This window comes from Mesorhizobium sp. CO1-1-8, assembly GCF_020164875.1.
Classification (GTDB): Bacteria; Pseudomonadota; Alphaproteobacteria; order Rhizobiales; family Rhizobiaceae; genus Mesorhizobium.
In genome coordinates, this window is record NZ_JAIUGZ010000001.1 from 244,131 (window position 1) to 270,788 (window position 26,658).

Annotated in this window: 24 protein-coding genes; 9 read left to right on the top strand and 15 right to left on the bottom strand. The window is 62.7% G+C overall.

Features of this window, described 5'->3' with window-relative positions; all coding sequences use genetic code 11:
• Positions 1-23: 23 nt before the first annotated feature.
• Together alaS and recA are read right to left on the bottom strand one after the other, a co-directional pair.
• Positions 24-2,690 (bottom strand): alanine--tRNA ligase, encoded by a 2,667-nt coding sequence (gene alaS / locus LB558_RS01260; RefSeq protein ID WP_224695788.1) that lies wholly within the window; start codon positions 2,688-2,690, stop codon positions 24-26.
• A gap of 290 nt (positions 2,691-2,980) precedes the next feature.
• Positions 2,981-4,084, bottom strand: a complete 1,104-nt coding sequence (recA, locus tag LB558_RS01265; RefSeq protein ID WP_127258281.1) for a recombinase RecA — start codon at positions 4,082-4,084, stop codon at positions 2,981-2,983.
• A gap of 279 nt (positions 4,085-4,363) precedes the next feature.
• Here recA and LB558_RS01270 point away from each other — a divergent pair, with 279 nt between their 5' ends.
• Both LB558_RS01270 and LB558_RS01275 read left to right on the top strand, forming a co-directional pair.
• A complete protein-coding gene (locus tag LB558_RS01270) occupies positions 4,364-5,308 on the top strand; it encodes a carbohydrate kinase family protein (protein ID WP_224695789.1) in 945 nt (314 codons plus the stop codon).
• Positions 5,309-5,383: 75 nt separating this feature from the next.
• Positions 5,384-6,301 (top strand): pseudouridine-5'-phosphate glycosidase, encoded by a 918-nt coding sequence (locus tag LB558_RS01275; protein ID WP_224695790.1) that lies wholly within the window; start codon positions 5,384-5,386, stop codon positions 6,299-6,301.
• A 184-nt stretch (positions 6,302-6,485) separates the two neighbouring features.
• On the opposite strand, the gene LB558_RS01280 is transcribed toward LB558_RS01275, so the two are convergent.
• Positions 6,486-6,809 (bottom strand): TfoX/Sxy family protein, encoded by a 324-nt coding sequence (locus tag LB558_RS01280; protein ID WP_224695791.1) that lies wholly within the window; start codon positions 6,807-6,809, stop codon positions 6,486-6,488.
• A gap of 89 nt (positions 6,810-6,898) precedes the next feature.
• Between LB558_RS01280 and LB558_RS01285 the strand changes: the two genes are divergently transcribed.
• Complete coding sequence (locus LB558_RS01285; protein WP_224695792.1) at positions 6,899-7,396, top strand: GFA family protein; 498 nt, start codon at positions 6,899-6,901, stop codon at positions 7,394-7,396.
• A gap of 33 nt (positions 7,397-7,429) precedes the next feature.
• On the opposite strand, the gene sufA is transcribed toward LB558_RS01285, so the two are convergent.
• Entirely contained in the window at positions 7,430-7,807 is a 378-nt protein-coding gene (gene sufA, locus LB558_RS01290) for a Fe-S cluster assembly scaffold SufA (RefSeq protein ID WP_127319470.1), read from the bottom strand.
• A gap of 135 nt (positions 7,808-7,942) precedes the next feature.
• Between sufA and LB558_RS01295 the strand changes: the two genes are divergently transcribed.
• On the top strand, positions 7,943-8,497 hold the full coding sequence (locus LB558_RS01295) for an STM3941 family protein (RefSeq protein ID WP_224695793.1): 555 nt from the start codon (positions 7,943-7,945) through the stop codon (positions 8,495-8,497).
• 2 nt (positions 8,498-8,499) lie between these two features.
• Here the strand turns inward: LB558_RS01295 and LB558_RS01300 are convergent, their stop codons facing one another.
• The 7 genes from LB558_RS01300 to LB558_RS01330 form a co-directional block, all read right to left on the bottom strand.
• On the bottom strand, positions 8,500-8,892 hold the full coding sequence (locus LB558_RS01300; RefSeq protein ID WP_224695794.1) for an SUF system Fe-S cluster assembly protein: 393 nt from the start codon (positions 8,890-8,892) through the stop codon (positions 8,500-8,502).
• 20 nt (positions 8,893-8,912) lie between these two features.
• Positions 8,913-10,157: a cysteine desulfurase gene (locus LB558_RS01305; protein ID WP_224696211.1), complete on the bottom strand. Its 1,245-nt coding sequence runs from the start codon at positions 10,155-10,157 to the stop codon at positions 8,913-8,915.
• Positions 10,158-10,161: 4 nt separating this feature from the next.
• The gene (sufD, locus tag LB558_RS01310) at positions 10,162-11,430 is read right to left on the bottom strand and encodes a Fe-S cluster assembly protein SufD (RefSeq protein ID WP_224695795.1); all 1,269 of its coding nucleotides are present in this window, start codon (positions 11,428-11,430) and stop codon (positions 10,162-10,164) included.
• 25 nt (positions 11,431-11,455) lie between these two features.
• On the bottom strand, positions 11,456-12,211 hold the full coding sequence (gene sufC, locus LB558_RS01315; RefSeq protein ID WP_023810312.1) for a Fe-S cluster assembly ATPase SufC: 756 nt from the start codon (positions 12,209-12,211) through the stop codon (positions 11,456-11,458).
• Between the two features lie 66 nt (positions 12,212-12,277).
• Positions 12,278-12,520, bottom strand: coding sequence for a hypothetical protein (locus tag LB558_RS01320; protein ID WP_224695797.1), 243 nt, complete (start codon positions 12,518-12,520; stop codon positions 12,278-12,280).
• Positions 12,521-12,528: 8 nt separating this feature from the next.
• On the bottom strand, positions 12,529-14,046 hold the full coding sequence (sufB, locus tag LB558_RS01325; RefSeq protein ID WP_224695798.1) for a Fe-S cluster assembly protein SufB: 1,518 nt from the start codon (positions 14,044-14,046) through the stop codon (positions 12,529-12,531).
• Positions 14,047-14,288: 242 nt separating this feature from the next.
• A complete protein-coding gene (locus tag LB558_RS01330; RefSeq protein WP_224695799.1) occupies positions 14,289-15,452 on the bottom strand; it encodes a cysteine desulfurase family protein in 1,164 nt (387 codons plus the stop codon).
• Positions 15,453-15,688: 236 nt separating this feature from the next.
• Here LB558_RS01330 and LB558_RS01335 point away from each other — a divergent pair, with 236 nt between their 5' ends.
• Both LB558_RS01335 and LB558_RS01340 read left to right on the top strand, forming a co-directional pair.
• Complete coding sequence (locus tag LB558_RS01335; protein ID WP_013532163.1) at positions 15,689-16,363, top strand: alpha/beta hydrolase; 675 nt, start codon at positions 15,689-15,691, stop codon at positions 16,361-16,363.
• A 21-nt stretch (positions 16,364-16,384) separates the two neighbouring features.
• Positions 16,385-17,035: an FMN-binding negative transcriptional regulator gene (locus LB558_RS01340; protein WP_224695801.1), complete on the top strand. Its 651-nt coding sequence runs from the start codon at positions 16,385-16,387 to the stop codon at positions 17,033-17,035.
• An 11-nt stretch (positions 17,036-17,046) separates the two neighbouring features.
• Here LB558_RS01340 and LB558_RS01345 read toward each other — a convergent pair whose 3' ends face one another.
• The 3 genes from LB558_RS01345 to LB558_RS01355 all read right to left on the bottom strand — a co-directional run bounded on the left by LB558_RS01345 (position 17,047) and on the right by LB558_RS01355 (position 19,983).
• Positions 17,047-17,796 carry a phosphatase PAP2 family protein gene (locus LB558_RS01345; RefSeq protein ID WP_224695803.1) on the bottom strand — a complete coding sequence of 250 codons (750 nt, stop codon included), beginning with the start codon at positions 17,794-17,796 and terminating at the stop codon, positions 17,047-17,049.
• A gap of 126 nt (positions 17,797-17,922) precedes the next feature.
• Positions 17,923-19,566 (bottom strand): ArnT family glycosyltransferase, encoded by a 1,644-nt coding sequence (locus LB558_RS01350; protein ID WP_224695804.1) that lies wholly within the window; start codon positions 19,564-19,566, stop codon positions 17,923-17,925.
• A gap of 48 nt (positions 19,567-19,614) precedes the next feature.
• Positions 19,615-19,983 (bottom strand): hypothetical protein, encoded by a 369-nt coding sequence (locus tag LB558_RS01355; protein ID WP_224695806.1) that lies wholly within the window; start codon positions 19,981-19,983, stop codon positions 19,615-19,617.
• On the opposite strand from LB558_RS01355, the gene tyrS reads away from it, so the two are divergent.
• Positions 19,970-21,223: a tyrosine--tRNA ligase gene (gene tyrS / locus LB558_RS01360; RefSeq protein WP_224695808.1), complete on the top strand. Its 1,254-nt coding sequence runs from the start codon at positions 19,970-19,972 to the stop codon at positions 21,221-21,223. The two genes, LB558_RS01355 and tyrS, sit on opposite strands and share 14 nt — an antisense overlap.
• A 6-nt stretch (positions 21,224-21,229) precedes the next feature.
• Here the strand turns inward: tyrS and LB558_RS01365 are convergent, their stop codons facing one another.
• Positions 21,230-24,610, bottom strand: a complete 3,381-nt coding sequence (locus tag LB558_RS01365; protein ID WP_224695809.1) for a DUF3971 domain-containing protein — start codon at positions 24,608-24,610, stop codon at positions 21,230-21,232.
• Between the two features lie 94 nt (positions 24,611-24,704).
• Between LB558_RS01365 and LB558_RS01370 the strand changes: the two genes are divergently transcribed.
• On the top strand, positions 24,705-25,172 hold the full coding sequence (locus tag LB558_RS01370; RefSeq protein ID WP_127258257.1) for a peroxiredoxin: 468 nt from the start codon (positions 24,705-24,707) through the stop codon (positions 25,170-25,172).
• A 151-nt stretch (positions 25,173-25,323) separates the two neighbouring features.
• On the top strand, positions 25,324-26,628 hold the full coding sequence (locus LB558_RS01375; RefSeq protein WP_224695810.1) for a M23 family metallopeptidase: 1,305 nt from the start codon (positions 25,324-25,326) through the stop codon (positions 26,626-26,628).
• Positions 26,629-26,658 lie beyond the last annotated feature (30 nt).

The window sequence follows — 26,658 nt, forward strand, 5'->3', positions numbered from 1 at the left end:
TCCTTTAAAATCAGTCCACTCGCCTACGCCGCTGCGAGTGCAGCCCTCACCGCTGCAATCGCATCATCGGCCTTCGACGCATCGGGGCCACCGGCCTGGGCCATGTCGGGCCGCCCGCCGCCGCCCTGCCCGCCCAATGCGGCGGAGGCCACGCGCACCAGGTCGACGGCGCTGAAGCGGCCAATGAGGTCGTCGGTGACGGCCACGACGACGCTGGCCTTGTTGTCCTCGCCGGCGCCGACGAAGACTACGACGCCTGAGCCGAGCGAGCTCTTGCCGGCATCGGCCAGCGGCTTCAAATCCCTAGGCGAGACACCGGAGACCGTCTTGCCGAGGAAGCCGACACCCGCCACCGTCTCGTTTTCCGAAGGCGCACCGGCCGCGGCACCGCCGCCCAGCGCCAGCTTCTTGCGCGCCTCGGTCAATTCCTTCTCGAGCTTCTTGCGCTCTTCGAGCAGCGTCTCGACGCGCGCCGGCACATCGGCCGGCGAAATCTTCAACACGGCCGCCGTCGCCTTCAAACGCCGGTCCTGCTCGTCGAGGTGTTTGCGCGCGGCTTCGCCGGTCAGCGCCTCGATGCGGCGCACGCCGGCGGCAACCGCGCTGTCGGAGACGACACGCACCAGACCGATATCGCCGGTCGCCCTGACATGGGTGCCGCCGCAGAGCTCGACCGAATAGGGCCGGTTGGCCTTCGCGCCATGCACGCCCGTGCCCATCGACACGACGCGCACTTCGTCACCATACTTCTCGCCGAACAGCGCCATGGCGCCTTCGGCGATAGCATCGTCGACCGACATCAGCCGCGTGGATACCGGGCTGTTCTGGACGACGATCTCGTTGGCCATGCGCTCGACCTCTTCGAGATCCTCCGGTGAAATGGGCTTGTTGTGCGAGATGTCGAAGCGCAGGCGCTCGGGAGCCACCAGCGAGCCCTTCTGCGCGACATGGCTGCCCAGCACCTCGCGCAGCGCCTCATGGATCAGGTGCGTCGCGGAATGGTTGGCGCGCAGCCTGGAGCGTCTGGCATGGTCAACCTTCAGCTCGACGGCAGCGCCTGTCTTGACCGTGCCGCTGGCCATCTTGCCGATGTGGACGATCAGCCCATCGGCCTTCTTCTGCGTATCCGAGATCTCGATCGAGAAACCTTCGCCTGAAATGATACCGGTGTCGCCCATCTGGCCGCCGGACTCGGCATAGAACGGCGTCTGGTTGACGACGATCGCCACCGCGTCGCCCTTGCCGGCGCTGTCGACAGCCTTGCCATCCCGGACAAGCGCCTGGATGATGCCTTCGGCAGCTTCAGTCTCATAGCCGAGGAACTCGGTGGCGCCGGCCTTCTCGCGCACGGAGAACCAGATGGTCTCGGTGGCCGCGTCGCCGGAGCCTGCCCAGTGCTTGCGCGCCTCGGCCTTCTGCTGCTCCATCGCGTTGGTGAAGCCGGCAAGATCGACCGAAATGCTGCGCTGGCGCAGTGCGTCCTGCGTCAGGTCGAGCGGGAAGCCATAGGTGTCGTAGAGCTTGAAGGCCGTCTCGCCGTCCAGCATGTCGCCGGCATGCAGCGTTTCGGTCGCCTCCGAGAGCAGACCGAGGCCGCGCACCAGCGTCTTGCGGAAACGCGTTTCCTCGAGCTTCAGCGTCTCGGTGATCAACTGTTCGCCGCGCAGCAGCTCCGGATAGGCCTGGCCCATTTCGCGCACCAGCGCCGGCACCAACTTCCACATCAGCGGTTCGTTGGCACCGAGCAACTGCGCATGACGCATGGCGCGGCGCATGATGCGGCGCAAAACATAGCCACGGCCTTCGTTCGAGGGCAGCACGCCATCGGCGACCAGGAAGGAGGACGAGCGCAGATGATCGGCAATGACCCGGTAGGACGCGACCGTCTCCTTGTCGGGGCCATGGCCGATCGCGGACGAGGCCGCGTCGATCAGGTGACGGAACAGATCAGTCTCGAAGACGCTTTCCACCCCTTGCAGGATGGACGCCATGCGCTCCAGGCCCATGCCGGTGTCGATCGAGGGGCGTGGCAGGTCGATGCGCTCCTCCTTTGTCACCTGTTCATACTGCATGAACACCAGGTTCCAGAATTCCAGGAAACGGTCGCCATCCTCCTCCGGGCTGCCGGGAGGGCCGCCCCAGATGTGCTCGCCGCGGTCGATGAAAATCTCCGAGCACGGACCGCACGGGCCGGTATCGCCCATCGCCCAGAAATTGTCCGATGTCGCGATGCGAATGATGCGGTCGTCGGGAAAACCGGCGATCTTCTTCCAGAACCCGGCCGCCTCGTCGTCCGTGTGATAGACGGTGACCAGCAGCTTGTCCTTGTTCAGCCCGAATTCCCTGGTGATCAGGTTCCAGGCGAGCTCGATGGCGCGCTCCTTGAAGTAGTCGCCAAAGGAGAAATTGCCGAGCATCTCGAAGAAGGTCAGATGGCGCGCGGTGTAGCCTACATTGTCGAGGTCGTTGTGCTTGCCGCCGGCGCGCACGCTCTTCTGGGCGGTCGAAGCGCGCGAATAGGGCCGCTTTTCCAAACCGGTGAAGACGTTCTTGAACTGCACCATGCCGGCGTTGGTGAACATCAGCGTCGGATCGTTGCGCGGCACCAGCGGGCTCGACGCGACGATCTCGTGACCCTCCTTGCGGAAGTAGTCGAGAAATGTCGACCGGATTTCGTTCACGCCACTCATGAATGCTGCCTTTTCGGAAGAGCCGCCGGCGAACCGGCGGAAATGGGCTCTGCGTTTTAGAAGATTAAGACTTGGCCTTTTAGCCGCCGCGCTTCACCCTGTCCAGAAACACGGAATTGGTCCAATCCACGGCCTTTGCCGGCCGTTCGAACCGGCCTGGTTTCGGCGCCAAAATGCAAAACCGCCGGCACTGGGCCGGCGGTTTCAAAACGCAATAACGCGGAACTCAATTACTTAAGCCTGAGATAATAGAACGCGATTATGGCCGAACTCCGGCCGACATCGAGCTGTCACATCGCGCCGGATTCTTCCTCGAAACCGTCGTCGCTTTCACCGCGCTCGGGACCACCATTCTCCAGGAATTTCTCGGCGATCAGCCCGGCATTCTGCCTGAGCGCCAGCTCGATCTCGCGTGCGGTGTCGGGATTGTCGCGCAGGAACAGTTTTGCATTCTCGCGGCCCTGACCGAGACGCTGCGAATTGTAGGAGAACCAGGCACCCGACTTCTCGACCACGCCGGCCTTGACGCCGAGATCGACCAGTTCGCCGGTCTTGGACACGCCTTCACCGTACATGATGTCGAACTCGACCACCTTGAAGGGCGGGGCCAGCTTGTTCTTGACCACCTTGACGCGGGTCTGGTTGCCGACGACCTCGTCGCGGTCCTTGACCGAGCCGATGCGGCGGATGTCGAGGCGCACCGATGCGTAGAATTTCAGCGCGTTGCCGCCGGTCGTCGTCTCGGGCGAACCGAACATGACGCCGATCTTCATGCGGATCTGGTTGATGAAGATGACCATGGTGTTGGAGCGCGAGATCGAGGCGGTCAGCTTGCGCAACGCCTGGCTCATCAGGCGGGCCTGCAGGCCCGGCAGAGAATCGCCCATCTCGCCTTCGATTTCGGCACGGGGCGTCAGCGCCGCGACCGAATCGACCACCAGCACGTCGATGGCGCCGGAGCGCACCAGCGTGTCGCAGATTTCCAGCGCCTGCTCACCAGTGTCGGGCTGCGAGATCAGCAGGTTTTCGAGATCGACGCCAAGCTTGCGGGCATAGACCGGATCAAGCGCGTGCTCGGCATCGACGAAAGCGCAGATGCCGCCCTTCTTCTGGGCTTCGGCCACGGTGTGCAGGGCAAGCGTCGTCTTGCCCGAGCTTTCCGGCCCGTAGATCTCGATGATGCGGCCGCGCGGCAGGCCACCGACGCCAAGCGCGATGTCGAGGCCAAGCGAGCCGGTCGGCACCGTTTCGATCTCGACGACCTGCTCGTTCGCGCCGAGCCGCATGATCGAGCCCTTGCCGAAAGCCCGCTCGATCTGCGACAGCGCCGCATCCAGAGCCTTTGATTTGTCCACTGCCTTGTCCTCTACCAGCCGCAAAGAATTCTGAGCCATGATACATCACCCCTTGGTCGTCAATGAAGGCCGGACAATCCGTAATCCCTGCCTATTTGTACCTTTTTTGTTCTCATTTGGCAAGAGGGATCAAATATCTGAAAAACAAACAATATCCGGATTTGTTCTTTTTTTGTCCAAGGGATTCGATCAGGATTGCACTACGTTGGGCCAGACGGCTCGGTTGTTTCGACCTGCCGAATCGCCGCCTCGCATGCGAAGCTCCGTCGCACAGCCTAGCGCTTGTGCGGCTGGAATAACAAAGGTCATATCGCCGGCATGCTGAAATCCGCGAAAGTACTGGCCGTAGGCGGCGCCCATATCGATCGGCGCGGCCAGGTGTCCGGCGCTTACGTGCCCGCCGCCTCCAATCCGGGCACAATGCGCGAGGATGTCGGCGGCGGCGTCTTCAACGCTTTGCGCAGTGCCGTGCGGCGCGGCGTCTCCGCGTCGCTCATGTCGGTTCGCGGCGGCGATGCGGCTGCCGACACCGTTTCGCGAGCCATTGCCGAGGCTGGCATTGCCGACCTGTCGGCGGTCTTCCTCGACCGCACGACGCCGAGCTACACGGCACTGATCGACAGCGAGGGCGAACTGATCGTCGGCTTTGCCGACATGGCGCTCTATGATTTGGCGTTTCCCAAGCAGATCAGGCGCTCCAAGGTGCGGGAGGTGATCGCCGCCGCCGACGCGATCCTGTGCGACGCCAACCTGCCCTCTTCGGCGCTGGAACGGATGGTCACGCTCGCCGCGGGCAAGCCGGTTTTCGCCATTGCCATTTCCCCGGCCAAGGTAACGCGGCTGATACCGGTGCTGAAGGAGCTCTCGCTGGTGTTCATGAACCGGCGCGAGGCCATGGTGCTGGCCGGCGTCGCCGCGAATGCCACGGAGCGCGAGGTCGTCGATGGGTTGCGATGCAGCGGCCTCGTCAGCGGCGTGGTGACGGCGGGCGGCGGGCCCATGCTGGGCTTCGATGACGCCGGCGCCTTCTCGATCCTGCCGCCGCCGCCAAGAAAGGTCGCTGACGTCACCGGCGCCGGCGATGCGCTGGCGGGCGCAACGGTCGCTGCCCTGCTGCACGGACTGCCGCTGCGGGCAGCTCTGCGCGAAGGCATTGCCGGGGCGACGCTTGCCATCGAAAGCGCCAACGCCGTTCCGGAGTTTACCGCGGCGAGCTTCGCGGAAGCGCTGGCTCTTGTGCCGGATGCCAGGGAAATGGCATGAGACCGGCAAATTCATAGTGCCGCGATGTTGCCTGATGTCCCGACAGACGCTCCGCATTCCGGATTGGAGACCCTGATGACCCCTGAGACCGCCCGCCCCTTCATCGACATCCACGCGCCGGTGGCGCAGGCTCTGGCGGCCGGCCGGCCGGTGGTGGCGCTGGAAAGCACCATCATCACCCATGGCATGCCCTACCCGGACAATGGCGCCATGGCGGCCGATGTCGAAAAGATCATCACCGATGGCGGCGCCGTGCCGGCGACGATCGCCGTGGTTGGCGGCCGCATCAAGATCGGGCTTTCGGACGGCGAGCGCGAATCGCTGGCGATGACGGGCGACGCCATGAAACTGTCGCGCGCCGATCTCGGTTTTGCCGTGGCGCAAGGGCGCACCGGTGGCACCACGGTCGCCGCCACGATGATCGCGGCGCATATGGTCGGCATAAAAGTGTTCGCCACCGGCGGTATCGGCGGCGTGCACAAGGGTGCGGAAAAGAGCTTTGACATTTCCGCCGATCTCGACGAGCTGGCGCGTACCCCGGTCATCGTCGTCTCGGCCGGCGCCAAGGCGATCCTCGACATCGAAAAGACGCTGGAGGTGCTGGAGACGCGCGGCGTGCCGGTGATCGGCCATGGCTGCGAGACGATGCCGGCCTTCTGGTCCAGGCAATCGCCGTTCCGCGCGCCGCTGACCCTGCACGAGCCGGAAGAGATTGCGCATTTCTACCAGACGAGGGCAGCGCTGGGGCTCGCCGGCGGCATGCTGATTGCCAATCCGGTGCCCGAGAACCATGAAATCCCGGCTGAAGAGATGGCGAGCTATATCGACGCCGCGCAGAAGGCCGCCGAGGCGCTCAACGTGACCGGCAAGGCGGTGACGCCGTTCCTGCTGTCGAAGATCCTCGAACTGACCGGCGGCCGGAGCCTGAAGACCAACATCGCGCTGGTCGAAAACAATGCGCGGCTGGCGGCGAGGATTGCAAAGGCGCTGTAGGTTCACGCGGCGAAGGGCCCCTCACCCGGATTGCCGAAACCGAATTGCAAGCGGCAATTCAGGGCAATCCGACCTCTCCCCGAGGGGAGAGGAGCTTGCCGGCACCGGCGCCGACCTCTTCTCCCCAGCGGGGAGAAGGTGGCCGCGAAGCGGCCGGATGAGGGGGCGGCTTCGCGCTACGCAGCTACTTCCCCGCCCGCCGCCCCGCCTCATAGGCCCGGCGTGCCCAGGCCGTCATCTCGTCGGGATCATCGAAAGCGCTGTCGGGAACGCTCCAGTAGGGCATGGCGACTAGCTTGCCGTGACGCGAGCCGGTATAGGTCCATTGCGTGCAGCCGGCGGCCTCGAACTCGGGCGCGCTTTGCTCGTCGGCCTTCAGCAGCAATTCGCCGCGCAGCACGATGGCGACGATGACGCCGTCGAAATAGATGCCCTTGCCGCCGAACAGCTTGCGGATGCTGACGGGGCCAAGGCCTTCGAACAGTTCGGCGATGCGTTCATTGTCCATGCCGCGATCATGGCACCGGCATTTGGCCTTGTCATCGCCGCAAACAAAATCATGCTGACAGGTTGAGAGCCATCCGTCGGAGTTTTGTCATGCCGCTTCTGCTCAAAGGGTCCTGCCGCTGCAATGCCGTGCGTTTCGAGGTGGAGAGCCACACGCCGGCGCCATTCATGCTGTGCTACTGCTCGATCTGCCGCAAGCAGCAGGGCGGCGGCGGGTTTGCCATCAATCTGGGTGCCGACAACGAGACACTGAACATCAGGGGCAAGCGCAGTCTCGGCGTCTTTCGGGCGGAGATCGAGGACGACGAGCATCCGCATTGCGAAATCTCGACCGGCGAGCGCAATTTCTGCAAGAAATGCGGGGCGGCCCTTTGGCTCTACGATCCGACATGGCCGGAACTGGTGCATCCCTTCGCCTCGGCGATCGACAGCGATTTACCCATTCCGCCAAGCAAGGTGCACCTGATGCTGAAATACAAGGCGAACTGGGTGGAGCCGGAGGTTGGCAAGCATGACAAGGCCTTCGACGTCTATCCCGAGGAATCGATCGCCGACTGGCACAAGCGGACGGGCATGTGGGTGGAGTAGCGTTCTTCGCCCCGCCTACGGGGCGAAGGGAACTCAGGAAGCGCGGGCCTCTGCCAGCGCCTTCAGATCGGCCGGTTTCAGTTCGACGGATTCGCCGCAACCGCAGGCCGAGCTCTGGTTCGGATTGTGGAAGGTGAAACCGGTGCGCAACGTCGTCTGCTCGAAATCCATCTCGGTGCCGAACAGGAACAGCGCTGCCTCGGGCGCCACATAGACATGCGCACCGTCACGCTCGATATGGTCGTCCTTGGTGTTGGGCTCGGTCACCAGATCGACCGTGTATTCCATGCCGGCGCAGCCGCCTTTTTTTATGCCGAGGCGGATGCCGTGCGCGTTGTCGCGGGTGGCGACGATCTCGCGCACCCGGTCGGCGGCCTTTTCGGTCATCGTGATGACGGCGAAGCGTCCCATTCTTTTTCTCCGTGTTCACGCAGGTTCAAGGCCTACGGAATGATGCTATTAAATGGTCCAATCGACAGCTGATGACAAGAGGCTAGGTGGGAGGGCTCTTGCCACACCCTCGATCTTGCATGTTACGAAGAGCATATGGATTGTGGCGAAGTTAAAATTGACGTGACCCAGATCGTGGAGTTTAGCCGATCACCGCTCCGCTTGACCGGCCTGGTCATCCTTGGAGCCTTCACGTGTACGGTGAGTTTTCTTTTTGCTTGGCCAATGCTGGCATTCGTTTCAGCAGGTAGTTTCAATCAGTTCCTGGGCTGGATGGGTGTATTGCTTTTTGGAGCCCACTTCTTGCATTTTCTATGGGCATTGATCAGTCCGAACCAAACGGTTGTAATCATAGCTCCCGCCGGCTTCAAAGATCGTCGCATAGCCCCTGAGTTTATTGCATGGACGTCGATAGAGAAATTATCTGCCTATGACTACCGCGGATATAAAATGTCATTCGTCATTGGTATATCAGAAGTCGAAAGACGAAAACTGTCTACAACACTCAAGGCGCGGTGGGACCGAATCAATACTCATCTTGCCGGTTTAAGCGGACTCTGGGTTGTGACAAACGACCTAGACGTGCACTTCGGTGACATATTTCGCCTCGTCACGGAGTATACCAAGGCTTATGGCGGCAAGGTAGACTGACCTCAATACCACCCAACCGCCACCTGCGCCTCTTCCGACATGCGGTCGGCCGACCATGGCGGGTCGAAAGTCATGTTGACCTCGACGCCGGACACGCCTTCGACGGCGCCGACGGCATTCTCCACCCAGCCGGGCATTTCGCCGGCGACCGGGCAGCCGGGGGCGGTCAGCGTCATGTCGATCTTGACCGAGCGATTGTCCTCGATGTCGATCTTGTAGATCAGGCCGAGCTCGTAGATATCGGCCGGAATTTCCGGATCGTAGACCGTCTTCAGCGCCGAGACGATGTCGTCGGTCAGCCGTGCCAACTCGTCGGCTGGAATGGCCGACCCCGAAACCACCGCGTTGGGCGCGGTTTCCGGAGTGGTCTCGGCAGCGATGCTTGCATCATCCATGGTCGTCACCCAAAAAATCGTCATCCGAAGAATTTGCGCGCTTTTTCAAGCGCCTCGGCCAAAGCGTCGACTTCGGCCCTGGTATTATACATGCCGAACGATGCCCTGCATGTGGAGGTTACACCAAAACGTTTCAACAGGGGCTGGGCACAATGGGTGCCCGCGCGAACTGCAACGCCCTGCCGATCGATGACCATCGACACGTCATGGGCATGGATGCCTTGCAGTTCGAACGAGATGATGGCGCCCTTGCCGGGCGCGTCGCCGAAGATGCGCAGCGAATTGATGGCGCGCAGCCGCTCATGCGCGTAGTTCTTCAGATCTTCCTCGTGTGCTGCAATGCGCTCGCGGCCGACCGATTCCATATAGTCCAATGCCGCGCCGAGCCCGATCGCCTGGACTATCGGCGGCGTGCCGGCCTCGAAACGGTGCGGCGGCTCGTTGTAGGTGACGACATCTTCCGTCACTTCCTCGATCATCTCGCCACCGCCCATGAAGGGGCGCATGCCGGACAGAATGTCCTTCTTGCCGTAGAGCACGCCGATGCCTGATGGGCCGTAGACCTTGTGGCCAGTGAAGACGAAGAAGTCGCAGTCGAGATCCTGCACATCGATCGGCATATGCACGGCGCTCTGGCTGCCGTCGACGAGGACGGGAATTCCACGCGCATGCGCGATCCGCACGATCTCCTTGATCGGCGTCACCGTGCCCAGCGCGTTCGACATCTGGGTGATGGCGACCAGCTTGGTGCGGTCGGTCAGCCGCTTCTCGAATTCCTCGATGTGGAAGACGCCGAGATCGTCGACGGGCACCCAGACGAGTTTCGCGCCCTGCCGCTCGCGGATGAAATGCCAGGGAACGATGTTGGAGTGGTGCTCCATGATCGACAGGACGATCTCGTCGCCCTCGCCGATGTTGGGCATGCCATAGCCATAGGCGACGGTGTTGATGGCCGAGGTCGTGTTCGAGGTGAAGACGATGTTGTCGGTGCTTGGCGCGTTGAGGAAGCGGCGCACCGTCTCACGGGCCTTTTCGTAGGCGTCGGTCGCGGCGTTCGACAGAAAATGCAGGCCGCGGTGGACGTTGGCATATTCCTGGGAATAGGCGTGCTGGATTGTGTCCAGCACCACCTGCGGCTTCTGTGCCGAGGCGCCATTGTCGAGATAGACCAGCTTCTTGCCATAGACTTCCCGCGACAGGATCGGGAAATCGCGGCGGATCGCTTCGATGTCGTAGAAATCTCCCATCTTGCCCGGTGCGTTCATCAGATCACCCGTGTGCCGCGAACCAACCGTCGAGCCGCGCTTCCAGCGCTTCGACGATCGCCTCATCGTCCAGTTCCTCGATCACCTCGGCGACGAAGGCTTTCACGAGCAAGCCCCGCGCGCTTTTCTCGTCGACGCCGCGCGCCATCAGGTAGAACAGATGGTCGTGGTCGATTTCGGTGACCGTCGCGCCGTGGCCGCAAATCACGTCGTCGGCGAAGATTTCCAGCTCGGGCTTGGTCGAGAACTCGCCGTCATCCGACAGCAGCAGCGTGTTGCATGCCATCTTGGCGTTGGTCTTCTGCGCATATTGATGGACGTTGATGCGACCCTGGAAGACGCCGCGCGCCTTGCCCGTCACCACGTTGCGGATGACTTCCGTCGAGGTCGTGTGCGGCACGGCGTGGTCGAGCACCATGGTCACGTCGGTGTGGGTGTCGCCGGCCAAGAGATTGATGCCGCGCAATTTGAAATCGGCGCCTTCGCCAGTCGTCCTGACCATGATCTCCTGGCGCACCAGCTTGCCGCCGGCGTTCATGACGAACAACGTCAGTTTCGCATTCTTGCCGATATGGGCCTTGAACTGCGCCAGATGCGTCGCCGTTTCCGGCTGCTCCTGGACAATCAGCCACGTCACCTCGGCGCCCTCGCCGAGCACGAGCTGGCTGACCGAGCTGACCAGGGCAGCGCCGTCACCCGTCTGCCGTTCGACGATGACGGATTTGGCGCCGGCGCCGACACGAACGGCCAGGCGCACATGGGTCTGGCCGCCGACCTGCAGGTTCTGCAACTCGACAGGCTTTTCAAGTTCCACACCATCGGCGATGTCGACAAAATACCCGTCGGCGACGAAAGCCGTGTTCAGCGCGCCGATCGCGTCGTCGCTGCCATAGGGCTCGAGCCCCGGTGCTGCGCTGCCGTCGATCAGCTTTTCCGACAGGCGCTGGAAAGAGACGCCTTCAAGAACCGGCACTTTGGCGTCGGACTTGCCGTTCAGGATCGACACCACGGCGGAACCGTCGACGATCGGTGCAATGGCTTTGGCCATGGCGGCCGGGTCGAAGTCCGGCACGGTATTCAGCAACCGGCGCAGGTCGGTGTAATGCCAGGATTCGACACGTCGCGTCGGCAGGCCGCGCTTGATCGTCTCGATGGCGTCGTCGCGCTTCAGCATCACCGCGCCGTCGCCCGGCAGCAGCGACAGCCGGTCGCCGAACGCGTCGATCAACGCTGTCTCGGCCGGTGTCCGCTGCGGTTGTGCGTGCATATTCATTAGTTTGACCTTGCCCTCTGGCATCTCACGCGGCTTCGCCGATCACGCCGGCATAGCCATTGGCTTCCAGGTCGAGCGCCAGCGACTTGTCGCCTGACTTGATGACCTGACCCTTGTAGAGCACGTGCACGGTGTCGGGCACGATGTGCTCAAGCAGGCGCTGGTAGTGGGTGATGACCAAGAACGCCCGATCTGGCGCGCGCAGCGCGTTGACGCCGTCGGACACGATCTTCAGCGCATCGATGTCGAGGCCGGAATCGGTTTCGTCGAGCACGCACAGTTTCGGCTCCAAGAGCTTCATCTGCAGGATCTCGGCGCGCTTCTTTTCGCCGCCGGAGAAGCCTACATTGAGCGGCCGCTTCAGCATCGCCATGTCCATGCTGAGCGAGGCGGCGGCTTCCTTCACGCGCTTCAGGAACTCCGGGATCTTCAGCGGTTCTTCGCCACGCGCCTTGCGTTGCTCGTTCATCGCCACTTTCAGGAATTCCATGGTCGCGACGCCCGGTATCTCCATCGGGTACTGGAAGGCGAGGAAGATGCCCGACGTGGCGCGCTCTGCCGGATCCATTTCGAGGATCGACTGGCCGTTGTAGAGGATGTCGCCTTCGGTGACCTCATAGTCCTCGCGACCGGCGAGAATGTAGGACAGCGTCGACTTGCCCGAGCCGTTCGGCCCCATGATCGCGGCGACCTCGCCGGCTTTCACCGTCAGGTTCAAGCCGCGGATGATTTCGGTGCCGTCATCGACGATGCGGGCGTGCAAGTTTCTGATTTCAAGCATTTTTCTTTTCTCTGAAATAGTCGTCGTAAGTGATGGTGTAATCGGTGTTGGGGGCAGTCATCGATATCACTCGACGCTCCCGCTATTGGCTTTGCATTGCGTCCTCGGTTTTATCCGGCCGATGTAGCGAAACAGAACAAGGGCAGCAAAAAAGCAAAAACCACCAAAGACGGAAACGGAGGCGCCGGCGTGCTTCAGGCTTGAAAAGCCCCAGATAGAGCCGACAAGCGCTACCACGGCGCCTGAGATCGCCAGAAACAGCGCTATCGCAAACGAGCCTACCAATACTGTTCCCAAGGCCTTCAGCATTTTCCTAATTACCCAACGCTGCCTTCCAGCGAGATGCCGATCAGCTTCTGCGCCTCGACGGCGAATTCCATCGGCAGCTGCTGGATGACGTCCTTGACGAAGCCATTGACGATCAGCGCGATCGCTTCCTCTTCCGGGATGCCGCGCTGCATGACGTAGAATTTCTGGTCCTCGGAAATCTTCGACGTCGTCGCTTCATGCTCGAACTGCGCCGTCGAGTTTTTGGCTTCCATGTAGGGCACGGTGTGCGCGCCGCACTGGTCGCCGATCAACAGACTGTCGCAATTGGTGAAGTTGCGGGCATTAGTCGCCTTGCGGTGCGCCGAAACCTGGCCGCGATAGGTGTTCTGCGAGAAGCCGGCCGCGATTCCCTTGGAGATGATGCGGCTCGACGTGTTCTTGCCGAGATGGATCATCTTGGTGCCCGAGTCGACCTGCTGATAGCCGTTCGACACGGCGATCGAATAGAACTCGCCCGAGGAATCGTCGCCGCGCAGGATGCAGCTCGGGTACTTCCAGGTGATGGCCGAACCGGTCTCGACCTGCGTCCAGGAAATCTTCGAGCGATGACCACGGCAGTCGCCGCGCTTGGTGACGAAATTGTAGATGCCGCCCTTGCCTTCGGCGTCGCCGGGGTACCAGTTCTGCACCGTCGAATATTTGATCTCGGCATCGTCGAGCGCCACCAGTTCGACGACCGCCGCATGCAGCTGGTTCTCGTCGCGTTGCGGCGCCGTGCAGCCTTCGAGATAGGAGACATAAGCCCCCTCCTCGGCGATGATCAGCGTGCGTTCGAACTGGCCGGTGTTCTTCTCGTTCATGCGGAAATAGGTCGACAGTTCCATCGGGCAGCGCACGCCCTTGGGCACGAAGACGAACGAGCCGTCGGTGAACACGGCGGAATTCAGTGTCGCGTAGTAATTGTCGGAGGTCGGCACGACCGAGCCGAGATACTTCTTCACCAGTTCCGGATGCTCACGGATGGCCTCCGAGATCGAGCAGAAGATGACGCCGGCCTGCGCCAGCTCCTTCTTGAAGGTGGTGACGACGGAGACGGAATCGAACACGGCGTCGACGGCGACGCGGCCCGATTTGTAGACATTGTCGCTGACTTCCTCGAGTTCCGAGGCGTCGGTCTTCTGCACGCCGGCGAGGATTTCCTGCTCCCGCAGTGGAATGCCGAGCTTCTCGTAGACCTTCAAGAGTTCCGGATCGACATCGCTCAGCGAGGTCGGGCCGGGTGTGCTCTTGGGTGCCGCGTAGAAGTAGATGTCCTGGAAATCTATCTTCGGATAGTGGACGCGCGCCCAGGTCGGCTCGTCAAGGGTCAGCCAGCGGCGGTACGCTTCCAGACGCCATTCCAGCATCCAGGACGGTTCCTCCTTCTTGGCCGAAATGAAACGGATGATGTCTTCGCTGAGACCTTTGGGGGCCTTGTCGACAGCGATTTCGGTCTGGAACCCGTATTTGTATTGGTCGACGTCGATCTTTCGGACCCGATCGATCGTGTCCTGCACAGCAGGCATATGCGTTCTCCATCCACGCCGGGGTCAAGGCCCGACAGTTTTCAAACTATGGCACCGCCAAAATGAACGCCGAAGAGCGCTCGCGGCAGCGTAAGTTCCATATAGTGCGCCCCGACCGGAAATTCACCCGGCCAACATGAAACGCACGGCTCTACCAGGCCGAAAGGCCCAAATCATTTTCGTCAAGCATCGGATTTTCCCGAAAACCGCTACGCACTTTTCGGTCCGATGCTCCCAACCGCTCACGCGGCTTTTTCCCTACTCGCCCGACGCGCGGCGATTCCCCTCAGCGCAACGCGAAACAACTCGATGTCTTCCGGGCCGGTCGCTGAACCGATCGACACGCGCAAGGCGCCGAGACTGTCACCGTATCCCATGGCTTTCAGCACATGGCTCGGCCCGACCTTGCCCGACGAGCAGGCGGAGCCGGCCGACAGCGCCACACCGGCCAGATCGAAGGCGATCTGCGCGGTTTCGGCTTTGACGCCCGCAATAGCGAAGAATGCCGTGTTGGCAAGCCTTGGCGCACCGGTTCCAAAGATTTCCGCGTCGGGCACCAGCAATTTCACGATGGCCTCGACCTCGTCGCGGCGCTGGCGCACCGCATCCATAGCTTGCAGTCCGGCAAGAGCCTCGCGTGCAGCCGCGCCAAAACCGGCAATGGCAGCGAGGTTTTCAGTGCCGCCGCGATGACCCTTTTCCTGGCCGCCGCCATTGATCAACGGCTTCGGCATCATCAGATCGGAAGCGGCGACGATGGCGCCGACGCCCTTGGGACCACCGATCTTGTGTGAGGACAGAATCAGATAATCGGCGTAACCCTCCGATAGATCAATCGAAACGCGCCCCGCGGCCTGCACGGCGTCGACAATGAGGATACCGCCCGCCACCTTGACGATTTCGGCGATGCGATCGATCGGCTGGATGACGCCGGTCTCGTTGTTGGCGGCATGGATAGCGACCAGCGGCAGGCCTTCGCTCTTGTCATGGCCGCCGAGCGCCGATGCCAAGGCGCCGAGATCGGCGATGCCGTTGGCGTCGACGCCGATCCGGCTCACCTGCGCTGCCGGGAAGCGTCCGCCATTCAACAGACAGGGATGATCGGCTTCCGACACGTAAAGCCGGCTCATGCGCACAGTGCCGCGCCCCATCCGCCAGTCGGATGTCAGCAGCGTCGAGGCTGCTTCCGTGGCACCGGAGGTGAACACGATATGCTCCGCCTTGGCGTTGACGAGCGCCGCCACGTCACGCCTGGCGGTCTCGATCAGGCGCCGTCCGGCACGCCCCTCGGCGTGAACCGATGATGGATTGGCGGCGACGTCAAGCGCCGCGACCATAGCCTCACGGGCCACGGCAAGCAGCGGCGCACTGGCATTATAATCGAGATAGGCGCGTTTTGCGGCCATTTTCGTCCGTCAAGTCCCGTCAGAAGCCATTCCGCTGGCGTATGGCGTTATTTCCTTGAAATTCCAAGGCGAGCCGTCCTATTTACGCGGCTTGCGGCGCGGGTGGCCGGGCTCGATGTCTTGCCACCCAGTTTTGAACAATTCTAAACTAGCTTCTAAGAAGACGCTCGCCCTGCGTCAAGGCCAGAGGAAACGTTCCAGGCACCGCGCATTCGTATTACCCAGTGGAGTATTTTATGCCTGAGGTCATTTTCACCGGTCCTGCCGGCCGCCTGGAGGGTCGCTATCAGCCTTCCAAGGAAAAGAGCGCGCCGATTGCCATCGTCCTGCACCCGCACCCGCAATTCGGCGGCACGATGAACAACAAGATCGTCTACGACCTCTTCTACATGTTCCAGAAGCGGGATTTCACCACGCTGCGCTTCAATTTCCGCGGCATCGGCCGCAGCCAGGGCGAATTCGACCACGGCACCGGCGAGTTGTCGGATGCCGCCGCGGCGCTGGATTGGGTGCAGTCGCTGCATCCCGATTCCAAGAGCTGCTGGGTCGCCGGTTACTCCTTCGGCTCGTGGATCGGCATGCAGCTTCTGATGCGCCGTCCCGAGATCGAAGGCTTCATCTCGATCGCGCCGCAGCCCAACACCTATGATTTCTCGTTCCTGGCGCCCTGCCCGTCATCGGGCCTGATCATCCATGGCGATGCCGACAAGGTGGCGCCGCCGAAGGATGTGCAGGGCCTGGTCGACAAGCTGCACACGCAGAAGGGCATCACCATCACGCAGAAGACCTTGCCCGGCGCCAACCATTTCTTCTCCAACGACGCCGACCTGCTGCTCGAGGAATGCGCTGATTATCTCGACCGCCGGCTGGCCGGTGAATTGTCGGATCCGCGCCCGAAGCGGCTGAGATAGGCAAAGGACGAAGCGCCGGCGATGTACGAGCCTCCTCATTTCAGGGAAACGCGGCCGGAGATCCTGCACGGGCTGATCCGGGCGCACCCGCTGGGCCTGCTGGTTTCCAACGGGCCCGAGGGGCCGGTCGCCAACGCCATCCCGTTCCTGCTCGACGCCGAAATCGGGCCGAACGGCAGGCTGCGGGCGCATCTGGCGCGGGCCAACCCGCAATGGGGCCTGTTGGCCGACAACCCGGCGTCACCGGTATTGATCGTCTTCCAGGGCAGCGATGCTTATGTGACGCCGTCCTGGTACGAGACCAAGCGCGAGACCGGCAAGGTGGTGCCGACGTGGAACTATGCCATCGTGCAGGTGCGCGGCACGGTCAAGGTGATGGATGACCAGGACTGGCTGGCGCGGCAGATCGCCGATCTGACCGTGTCCCAGGAAGGCGCTCGCGCCGCGCCCTGGGCGGTGAGCGATGCGCCGGCGCCCTTCATCCAGTCGCAGATCAAGGGCATTATCGGGCTGGAAATCGAGATCAGCGAAATCCACGGCAAGTGGAAGGTCAGCCAGAACCGGCCGGTCGCCGATCGCGTCGGCGTTGCACAAGGGCTCGAAAGCGAAGACCACCAATCGCCCGGCATGGCGGGCTTGGTCAGATCCTATGGCGGGCTGGACGGCAACTGAACTTCGGACGCTCAGGCAGCCTTCCTTCTCTGCCCAATCAGCCGAAACGTTCTCTTACGGATCGGCAACCCCGATGGCATCGGCCGGAAGATGAAGCCGAGCCGGGCAAAGACCAGCCCGCAGGCTAGCGCAAAGCCGCAGCCGAGGCCGAAGCCGGCGACGGTGTCGCTGGGATAGTGCGCGCCGACGAAGACCCGCGTCGAGGCGATGCAGGCGGTGATCGCCAGGGCGATGTACCAGCGCCGCGGAAACAACAGCAAAGCGACACCGAACACCGCGCCCATTGTCGTACCATGGCCGGATGGAAAGCCGGCGAAGCGCGCATCGAAGGCGAAAGGATGCAGGGCCAGCACGCCAAAGTCCCCGAAATAGAGCGGGCGAGCCCGGCCGATGGCATATTTCAGCACATTGACGGCGAGCCCCGACAGGCCGGTGGCGCACAGCACCAGAAAAGCCAGGCAGGTCCAGTTGTAGAGCAGCATCAGCGAGCGCCGGGAGAGGCTTCGCCAATCCGTCAGGTTGGCGGCGACAAGCAGAAGCGCCGACGGAATAAGATACCAGCCTCCCAGGCCGAACTGGGTGAAAAAGTCGGCGGTCCGGGCAAATCCCGTCGACCACTTGCCATGAAGCATTCCGGCCGGGGTGTCGAGATGAACAAACGCCGCCGCCGTGAGCAAAACCCAGACCAGCACCCATACCGACCACAAAATATTCGGGTATCTGGCCGGACGGGTGGCAAGGCGGCTTTTGGCGATGTGCATCGTATCGTGAAAGTTGTCGAGCGACCGGCGCCCTACCCCAAGGAGCAGGCTGGAAACGGGCGGGCGTGATTTCACCAGCATAGGAAATTCGATCCCATTGTTGCCGTCATGGGCATCGGCGAGCCGTCACTGGACTACACGATAGAGGCCGAGCGACAGCTTGTCTCCCGATGAATAGTTGAGGCCGTCGACCTCGGCAACGCGGTTCGCCGACTTGCCTTGGGCTGCCAGCAATCCATTCAGTTTCTGCTCGTCGCCGATTTGCGCCAGCGCCAGAGCGCAGGCGGGGTCGCCGAGCAGATGCTTGGCGACGCCATCGACATCGGTCAGGACAGTCTTGGTGCCGACCAGGAACACCAGGCTCGGCTCGTGATATTCCGCTGAGGCGAGCACCGTGGTTTCGCAAGGTCTGTTGGCCTGAACTGCCGCCTCGATCGCCGGGCTCAGCCAGATCGGCTTCAACGAAGGAGCAATGACGCCGAACAACAGCCCATAGGTGATGCCCGCGCAGACCGCGATGGCGCCGATGCGGGAGAGCGGCACTTGCAGCTGTCGCGAAAAAGCGAAATATCCTGCCGCCAGCGCCGCCGCGGCGGCCGGGATGCTCCACCAGGAGAAGGCGCCGGCGAGATAGATCGGCGCTCCGACGCAGACCGCCGCCAGGCCAAGGCTGACCACGGCAAGACCAAATGCCGTCGACCACCACAACCAGTCCTGCCAGCGCCTGAGCGGTGCATTCGCCTCCTGCGGCGACAATGTCAGCAGCCAGCCAATCAGCAATGCCATGCCGGGATAGGCCGGCAGGACATAGTGCGGCAGCTTGGTCGGGATCAGCTCGAACACCAGCCAGAACGGAATGTACCAGGCGAGGCAGAAACGCAGCCGGGGATCGTCACGCAAACGGTTAAGGGCCTGCAACCCGGCGCCGACCGCGATCAGGCCGAAGGGCCACATGAACAAGGAATAGGTCAGCATGTAGAAACCGGGCGGCAGGCCGTGCGATTCCTCGCCCGAGGCCACCTTGGCCATCATGTCCTTGCCGACGGCATCACTGAGAAAGGCGCCGCCGCTCTTCCAGGTGATGAGGGCGACCCAGGGCAACACGATGAGCACCACCAGAGCGACACCGCGCACGAGCTTCAGCTTCAGGAGCCAGCGCCAGTCGCGCTCGAAGGCAAACAGGGCGGCGACCGTCAGCACCGACAGGAGCGGAGCCACCGGCCCCTTGATAAGGATTCCAAGGCCTTGAGCGGCCCAGAATATCCAGGGCAGATGGGCGGCTACCGGTTCGTTGCGGCGCGATGCCAGATAGATCTGGGCGAGCGCGCCTTGCGCCGCCACGCAGCAGGCCAGCAGCATGGCGTCGGTCTTGGCGTCACGACCCTCGAAGGCGGTGGCGAAGATCGCCGCCATCATCAGGCCGGCGGCGAGACCGGCATTGGCCCCGAACAGCTTCGTGCCCGTCCAGGCGATGCCGACGACGGCCAGGGCGATGCCAAGCATGGAGACGAGGCGATAAACCCAGATCGGCGCCGCCGCTCCCTCGCCGCTCAGCGCCACGGCCGCCGATTGCAGCCAGTAGATGCCGATCGGCTTCTTGTAGCGCGAGGCATCCTGAAAACGGATGTCGACATAGTCGGAGGTTTCGACCATCTGCTTGGTGGCCTGGACAAAACGGGATTCGTCGCGGTCGATGGGTGGAAGGCTCGCCAGTCCGCTGAATGTCATCAGCACGCTGAACAGAAAGAGAAAGAGATAGTTCCTGTTCATCGCGGAGCTTTCCGGATCTGATCTGCGGGATGGCCCCGTCGCGGCGCCTCAGGCCCTGCCCTTGCGCGGCGCCTCAATACGCCAGCCCAAACGACGAAGCAAGGATTCGCAACGCCATCCGCGCGGGCTGCAAAACCGGAAACCACTTTTGCTGATCGCTGGACCTTTGTCTGGCGCGCGACCAGACGCAAAACCGGAAACACTTTTGCTGATCGCCGGATCTTTGTCTGGCGCGCGATCAGACGCAAAACCGGAAACCACTTTTGCTGATCGCTGGATCTTTGTCTGGCGCGCGATCAGACGCAAAACCGGAAACCACTTTTGCTGATCGCGCTTGGATGCTAAACGCCCGCGTTCATACACGTCCGAGCCACGCTGGCCAGGCGCTTTCGGGAAAGAAACAATGTCCGCCTTCAAATCCGATTTCCTGCGCACGATGAGCGAGCGCGGTTTCATCCACCAGACTTCGGATGATGCCGGCCTCGACGCTATCTTCGCCAAGGAGACGGTGACCGCCTATATCGGCTTCGACGCGACCGCCAAGAGCCTGCACGCCGGCTCGCTGATCCAGATCATGATGCTGCACTGGCTGCAGCAGACCGGTCATCGGCCGATCGCGCTGATGGGCGGCGGCACCTCGATGATCGGCGACCCGTCGTTCAAGGACGAGGCGCGCAAGCTTTTGACGCCGCAGGACATTGAAGACAATCTGGCTGGCATCCGCCGCAACTTCATGCCCTACCTCAAATTCGGCAGCGGTCCGAACGACGCCATCATGGTCAACAACGCCGACTGGCTGATGGGGATCAACTACGTCAGTTTCCTGCGCGACGTCGGCCGTCACTTTTCCGTCAACCGCATGCTGGCGTTCGATTCCGTCAAGCTGCGGCTCGATCGCGAGCAGTCGCTGTCGTTCCTCGAATTCAACTACATGATCCTGCAGGCCTATGATTTCGTCGAGCTCTACAAGCGTCTCGGCTGCCGCCTGCAGATGGGCGGCTCCGACCAGTGGGGCAACATCATCAACGGCATCGATCTCGGCCGCCGCATGGAGGACGCGCAGCTCTATGCGCTGACCACGCCGCTGCTCACCACCTCGTCGGGCGCCAAGATGGGCAAGTCCGCGTCGGGCGCGGTCTGGCTCGACGCGGAGATGCTGAGCCCCTACGAATTCTGGCAGTACTGGCGCAACACCGAGGATGCCGACGTCGCTCGCTTCCTGAAGCTCTACACGACGCTGCCGCTGGACGAGGTGGCGCGGCTCGAGCGGCTCGGCGGATCCGAGATCAATGAGGCGAAGAAAATCCTCGCCACCGAGATCACCGCACTGCTGCACGGCCGTGCAGCCGCCGAGCAAGCCAGCGATACGGCGCGCAAGACGTTCGAGGAAGGCGCGCTCGCGGAGTCGCTGCCGACTGTCGAGGTCGACAAGACAGCGCTCGAAACCGGCGTCGGCATCCTGTCGCTGCTCGTCACCGCCGGGCTGGCGGCGTCAAACGGTGAAGCGCGGCGGCATGTGCAGGGCGGTGCCGTGCGCCTGAACGACGAGCCGGTGAGCGACGATCGCCGGCTGGTTACTCCTCAGGATTTGAGTCCGGAAAATGTCGTAAAGCTGTCTCTGGGAAAGAAAAAACACATTCTGGTGCGGCCGGCCTGAACTCGGTCACCGGTATTCGAAGATCGACCTGAATATTCCAGGCGCGATCACCGACAGCGGATTGATGTCCAGCAGCGGCTTGTTGGCGTTGCCCTTGAGCCGGTAGGTGACGCCGATCAGGCCACGGTCGCGGCCATTGCCGAGCAGCGCGCCAACGATGGGCAGTTCGCCGAAGATGCGGTTGAGACCGTAGACCGGCATGAACGTGCCGGTCATGTCCATGTTGTTGTTCTGGTCGTAGAGCGTGCCCTGGAACGTCGTGCCGATGCGCGGTCCGCGCAGCACGCCATTGGCCAGTTTCAGATAGCCGCTGCCCTTATCGATCTCGGCGTAGCCGCGTTCGAACTTCACCCGCGACGTGTCCAGCTTGCCCTTGACGGCCTGATTGAGGCTGCGGTTGTCGCCGGCCGGCGTGGTCGAGACAATGGAGGCGAGTTTCGGTTCGTTGACCACGAAAAAGTTGCTGGTGTCGACCTTACCCTTGAGCGATCCGTCGCTCGGCCCGGCCAGTGCGAGCGTGATCGTTCCGCCTTCCATATGCTCGTAGATGTTGAGGAACCTCAGGATGGCGCCGGCGTCCGCGGACTGCATGTTGAGCGCGCGCCGGCCGGCGCCGGTCGTGTTGCTGATCGATATGGCCGCACCTGAACTGGCCGTGGCGCTGACCTTCAGCCCGTTCACCCGCGAGCCGGCCGCGCTGTAGTCGAGCTTCAGATTGGACAATTGCTCGTCGTGGAAACCGGTCAGCCGGTCGACATCGGCGCTGACGGAAATGGCGTCGGAACCGGTAGTCTTGGTAGCCGTGTCGACATCCGAGGTGAACTGCTTGATGAGCGAGCGGGCATCCAGAGCGTTGCCGCTGATATCGACTGCATAGCCCTTGCCGGATCGCTTCACCGACACGGCAACGTCGTCGCCCCTGTTCAAGGTGACCTTGCTGAAGCGCGCCGAAGACAAGGCGCTATTGACCAGCACGATGCTGCCGTCGATGGAGAACGTCTTTCCGTCGAGATCAAAGTCGGACAGCGTCGTGGTGTCGCCGGACCTGGTCATGACGAAGGTGACCTTGGCGGGGACCCCTGCCCCCTTGCTCCAGCCCGCCCAGGGAATATCCAGCCTGGCGTTGGTCAGATCGGCCGAGACGTTCTGGTCGCCGCTGCCGTTCTTGTCGATCGCCACCTTCACCGTTCCGGCAAGCAGCGGCTTCAGGCCGGGCATGGCGGCGGCGCGGATCTTGTCGTCGAGCACCAGGGCCACCTTGCGGCTGCGCGCCGGCCCGTCATCCCTGAGCGGCTCGATCAGATCGAGTTCGGCCGGAATGCCGTTCAGCAACGCCTTGGCGGAGATCACCGCCTTCTCGGGATCGACCGTGATCGAACCGTCCGCATCCGTCACGATCTGGCCCTCGAAGGGCTTGGCCAAGGACATGCCGCTGTAGTCGAGCGATACCAGCCAATCGAGCTTCGAGGAGTCGACGCCTGACTGCAGCGGAATATCCGCCTTGACGTGGCCGGTGACGCTGCCCGACAGCTCTTCCGGCAGAATGCCGACATGGCGCATGGCGTTGATCGGCTCGTAGGATGCGAGTTCGGCAACGGCGGATGCGTCGCCATCGACATCGATGTCGAGCGCGCCGACGACCGGCGGGCGGTTGGCCGCCTTGACCGTCAGCGTGCCGTTGCTGGCCGCCACGGTGCGCCCGCTGGGCATATAGACCGTGCCCGAGGTCAGGGAGATATCGACATCGTTGCCGTGGAAACCGACGACGCCGACCGCGTCGCGTATTGGCGGGATGCGGCCGGCGGTGTCGAATCGCGATCCCTCGATCTGGAAGCGGCCGAACACCTCATCGGCCGAAAGCGGCACGCCGTTGCCAAGGCGGCCCGGCACCACCTGGAACTGAAGGTTGGCGTCGACGACACGGCCGCCGAACAGATTGGCCAGCACCCACAGCCGGGCATTGCGCGCCGAAAACCACGGCCATAGCTGCTTGACGTGAGAGACCTGCATGTCGTGGAAGTTGAACGCCAGATTGATCCCCGGCACTTTGCCGTCGACGAACGCCACGGCGGCGGTGCCAAGCATCTCGCCGGAGCCGGCGGACCGAAGCGCGATCTGTTCGGCGACCAGTTTGCGGCTCACCGTGTTGTAGACACCGGCGATCCGGGCGAGGAAGGTGAGCGCCGGCTCGGGCGACTCCGAAGGCGCAAGCGACGACCCGTCGCTGGTCAGGTCGTAGCGATAGGAGGGTTCTTCACCCACCGCTCCGCTTGCCGGCTTCGGCCCGATCGAACCGGCGAAATCGAATGTCGAGCGGCCGGTCTTCAGCAGCAATCTGTCGACCTGGACCTTGTTGCTGCCCGCGACCAGCGTCGCATTGATATCGACGTCCGCCGGCAGCAGTCCTCGCGTGCCGAGATCGAGGACAGAACCCGTCGATGACAAAGCGGCCGTCAGCCGCGATGCGTTCACGCCGAACCCCTCCGATCCCGTCAGCTTCAGCGCGACGGTTCCCAACTTGCCGGCAGCGGCGGCCGCGTCGCCGGCACCGGCCAGATCGACGCTCGCATCCAGGGCCGTGACCCGGTGCGCCGCAATATCACGGCTGGCGGTAGCGGCAACGGTAAGCGTCCTGCCGTCGATGTCCGCCTTCGAGGAAAACTGCATGCCGCCCGGGCCCGACTGCACGACGGTGGCGTCGGTGATCTTGACGAGCTTGACCGCTCCGGTTTCGGGCAGCACGAATTCGACATTGCGAAGATCGATCCGGCGCAGCGAATCCTCCCGCACTGCATCGAGTGCGTGGTTGATGTTTCCGAACACCGCGGCGGACAGCTTCTCCGGATCGATGAGGCCGTCCGCATTGCGCAGGCCGGCGGTCCAGTCGCCGCCTGACGGCATCGCCGCCACGACGATGCGGGCATCCGAGATCCTGGCGCTGGTCAGCCGCACATCTCCCCACAGCAGCGGGAACAGACGCACGCCGAAGCGCACCCGGCCGGCATCGGCCATCGGCTTGCCGTCTGATGTCTTCAAGCTGACGTCGCTGACCTGAAGCGCGATGAAACTCGAACCGTCGAGCGTGATGCGGGCAGGCCCGACCGCGACATTGACATCGACGCCCGCCAGTTTCTCAAGCGTCGTTTCCGCCTCGGTGCGAAGCCGGTCGGCTCCGATGCCGGAGGCGCCAACCAGATAAACGAGCACGGCGGCCAGCAGCACGAAAGCGACCAGACCGGCGAACAGTCGCGACAGTATGCGAAAACCGCGTCCGATAGACGCCTGGCCAAGCGGCGGCACACGGCAGGCAGACGGAAAGGTCCCCAGGTCGGTGATCTCATCACGCCTGAACCGGATCTTCTCGTGCTGCGGTCGCTCCTGATCCACGCAATTTTCCGTTGTACGAACTCGATCGTGGACGATTCCCGGCCGACACTATATCGGTGTGGCTTCGCACGTAACCTCAAACAAGGGCATCGGTATGGCTGACCTCGACGTAGGCGATCTCGCGCCGCAATTCGACCTGCCGCGGGACGGCGGCGGATCAGTCAGTCTTGCCGCATCGTCAGGCAAGCCTATCGTGCTCTATTTCTATCCGCAGGACGACACAACAAGCTGCACGCAGGAGGCGATCAGCTTCTCGCAGCTGAAGCCTGACTTCGAGAAGGCCGGCGCCGTGGTGATCGGCCTGTCGCCCGACCCCGTCAAGAAGCACGACAAGTTCAAGTCGAAGTACAATCTCACCATCGACCTCGCCGCCGACGAGGAGCGCAAGGTGATCGAGGCCTACCATCTGTGGGTCGAGAAATCGATGTATGGCCGCAAGTATATGGGGGTCGAGCGCGCGACGTTCCTGATCGGCCGCGACGGACGGATCGCCAGGATTTGGCGCAAGGTCCGCGTCAAGGGCCATGCGGAAGAGGTGCTTGAGGCCGTTCGAGCGCTTTGAGATTTTGCCGGCGAGGCTGGTCCGGTTTCCCTTACAACCTTACGCACGCGTGGCGGGCGTTCGCTGCAAGCAAGTTGACGCTGCAAGCCTTTGTTAACCTTAATAATGTGTAGTCAAGCTGTCGTGGTGTCGTAAACGAAAGCTTGGTCCCGTGAACGCAACCGGTCAGTCCGCAGTATTCGGCAGGCGTAAGGAGCCCCACACGGTCATCATCGCCCGGGGCAACGAGATCAGGCATTTCACGATCCGACCGTGGCTGGCGGCCTTTATCGGCTCGGCGCTGGCCGCCATTGCTATCGGCTACCTCATGGCCACCTCCTATCTCGTGCTGCGCGACGATTTGATCGGCGCCACCACGGCGCGTCAGGCGCGCATGCAGCAAGCCTATGAAGATCGCATTTCGGCGCTTCGCGCCCAAGTCGACCGTATCACCAGCCGCCAGTTGCTCGACCAGCAATTGATGGAAACCAAGGTCAGCGAACTGCTTGAACGCCAGAGCCAGCTGAGCCAGCGCCACGGCCGCCTTGGCCCGCTGCTCGAACGCGCCGAGAGCGAAGTCGGCGCGGCGCCGGCCGAAGATCCGGCAGCGGTTGCGAAGCCGGACAAACGCGCCGAAGTGACCGGCAGTATCCAGGAGCCTGCGCGGAATTATGCGGTCGCCAGCCTGGGGGCCGATCTCGGCGCCGGCGACACAAGGCCGTTCTCGCTGTGGTCGACCCGTTCCGATCCGCTGCCCAACGATTCAGCCGCCGATCGTGCCGACAAGCTCTTCGTCTCGATCAACCAGTCGCTGAAATCCATCGAGAGCGATCAACTGACCCGCATCAGCACGCTTGCCGACAATGCCTACAAGAGCGCCGATGCCATCACCCAAGCGCTCGAGGCGGCCGGACTGCCTGTCGACAGCGACTTCGGCAAGGGCGATAGCGATGTCGGCGGACCGCTCATCCCGGTCGACAGTTCGATGATGTTCGACAGCAAGGTCAAGGAGTTGGATGAAGCGCTTGATGCGCTCGACCATCTCAAGAAGGAAGCGCGTCAGCTGCCGCTGACCAACCCCGCGCCGGGCCACTCCGTCACCAGCCCGTTCGGCGTGCGCACCGACCCGATCCTCGGCACCGCGGCACTGCATTCCGGCATGGATTTCAGGGCGCCGATCGGCATGGCCGCCAAGGTCACCGCGCCCGGCACCGTCACCAAGGCCGGCTGGAACGGCGGTTATGGCCGCATGGTGGAAGTCGACCACGGCAATGGTTTTGCAACACGTTACGGGCATCTCAGCGAGATCGACGTGACCGTCGGCGAGAAACTGGACGCCGGCGCCGTCATCGGCAAGACCGGCAGCAGCGGCCGCTCGACCGGCCCGCATCTGCACTACGAAGTCCGCCACAATGGCGAAGCGATCGACCCCTTGCGCTTCCTCACGGTCGGCAAGAAGGTCGCGCAGTATCTGTAAGCGATCCTGGGCTCCTGCCCCATGCGCCGA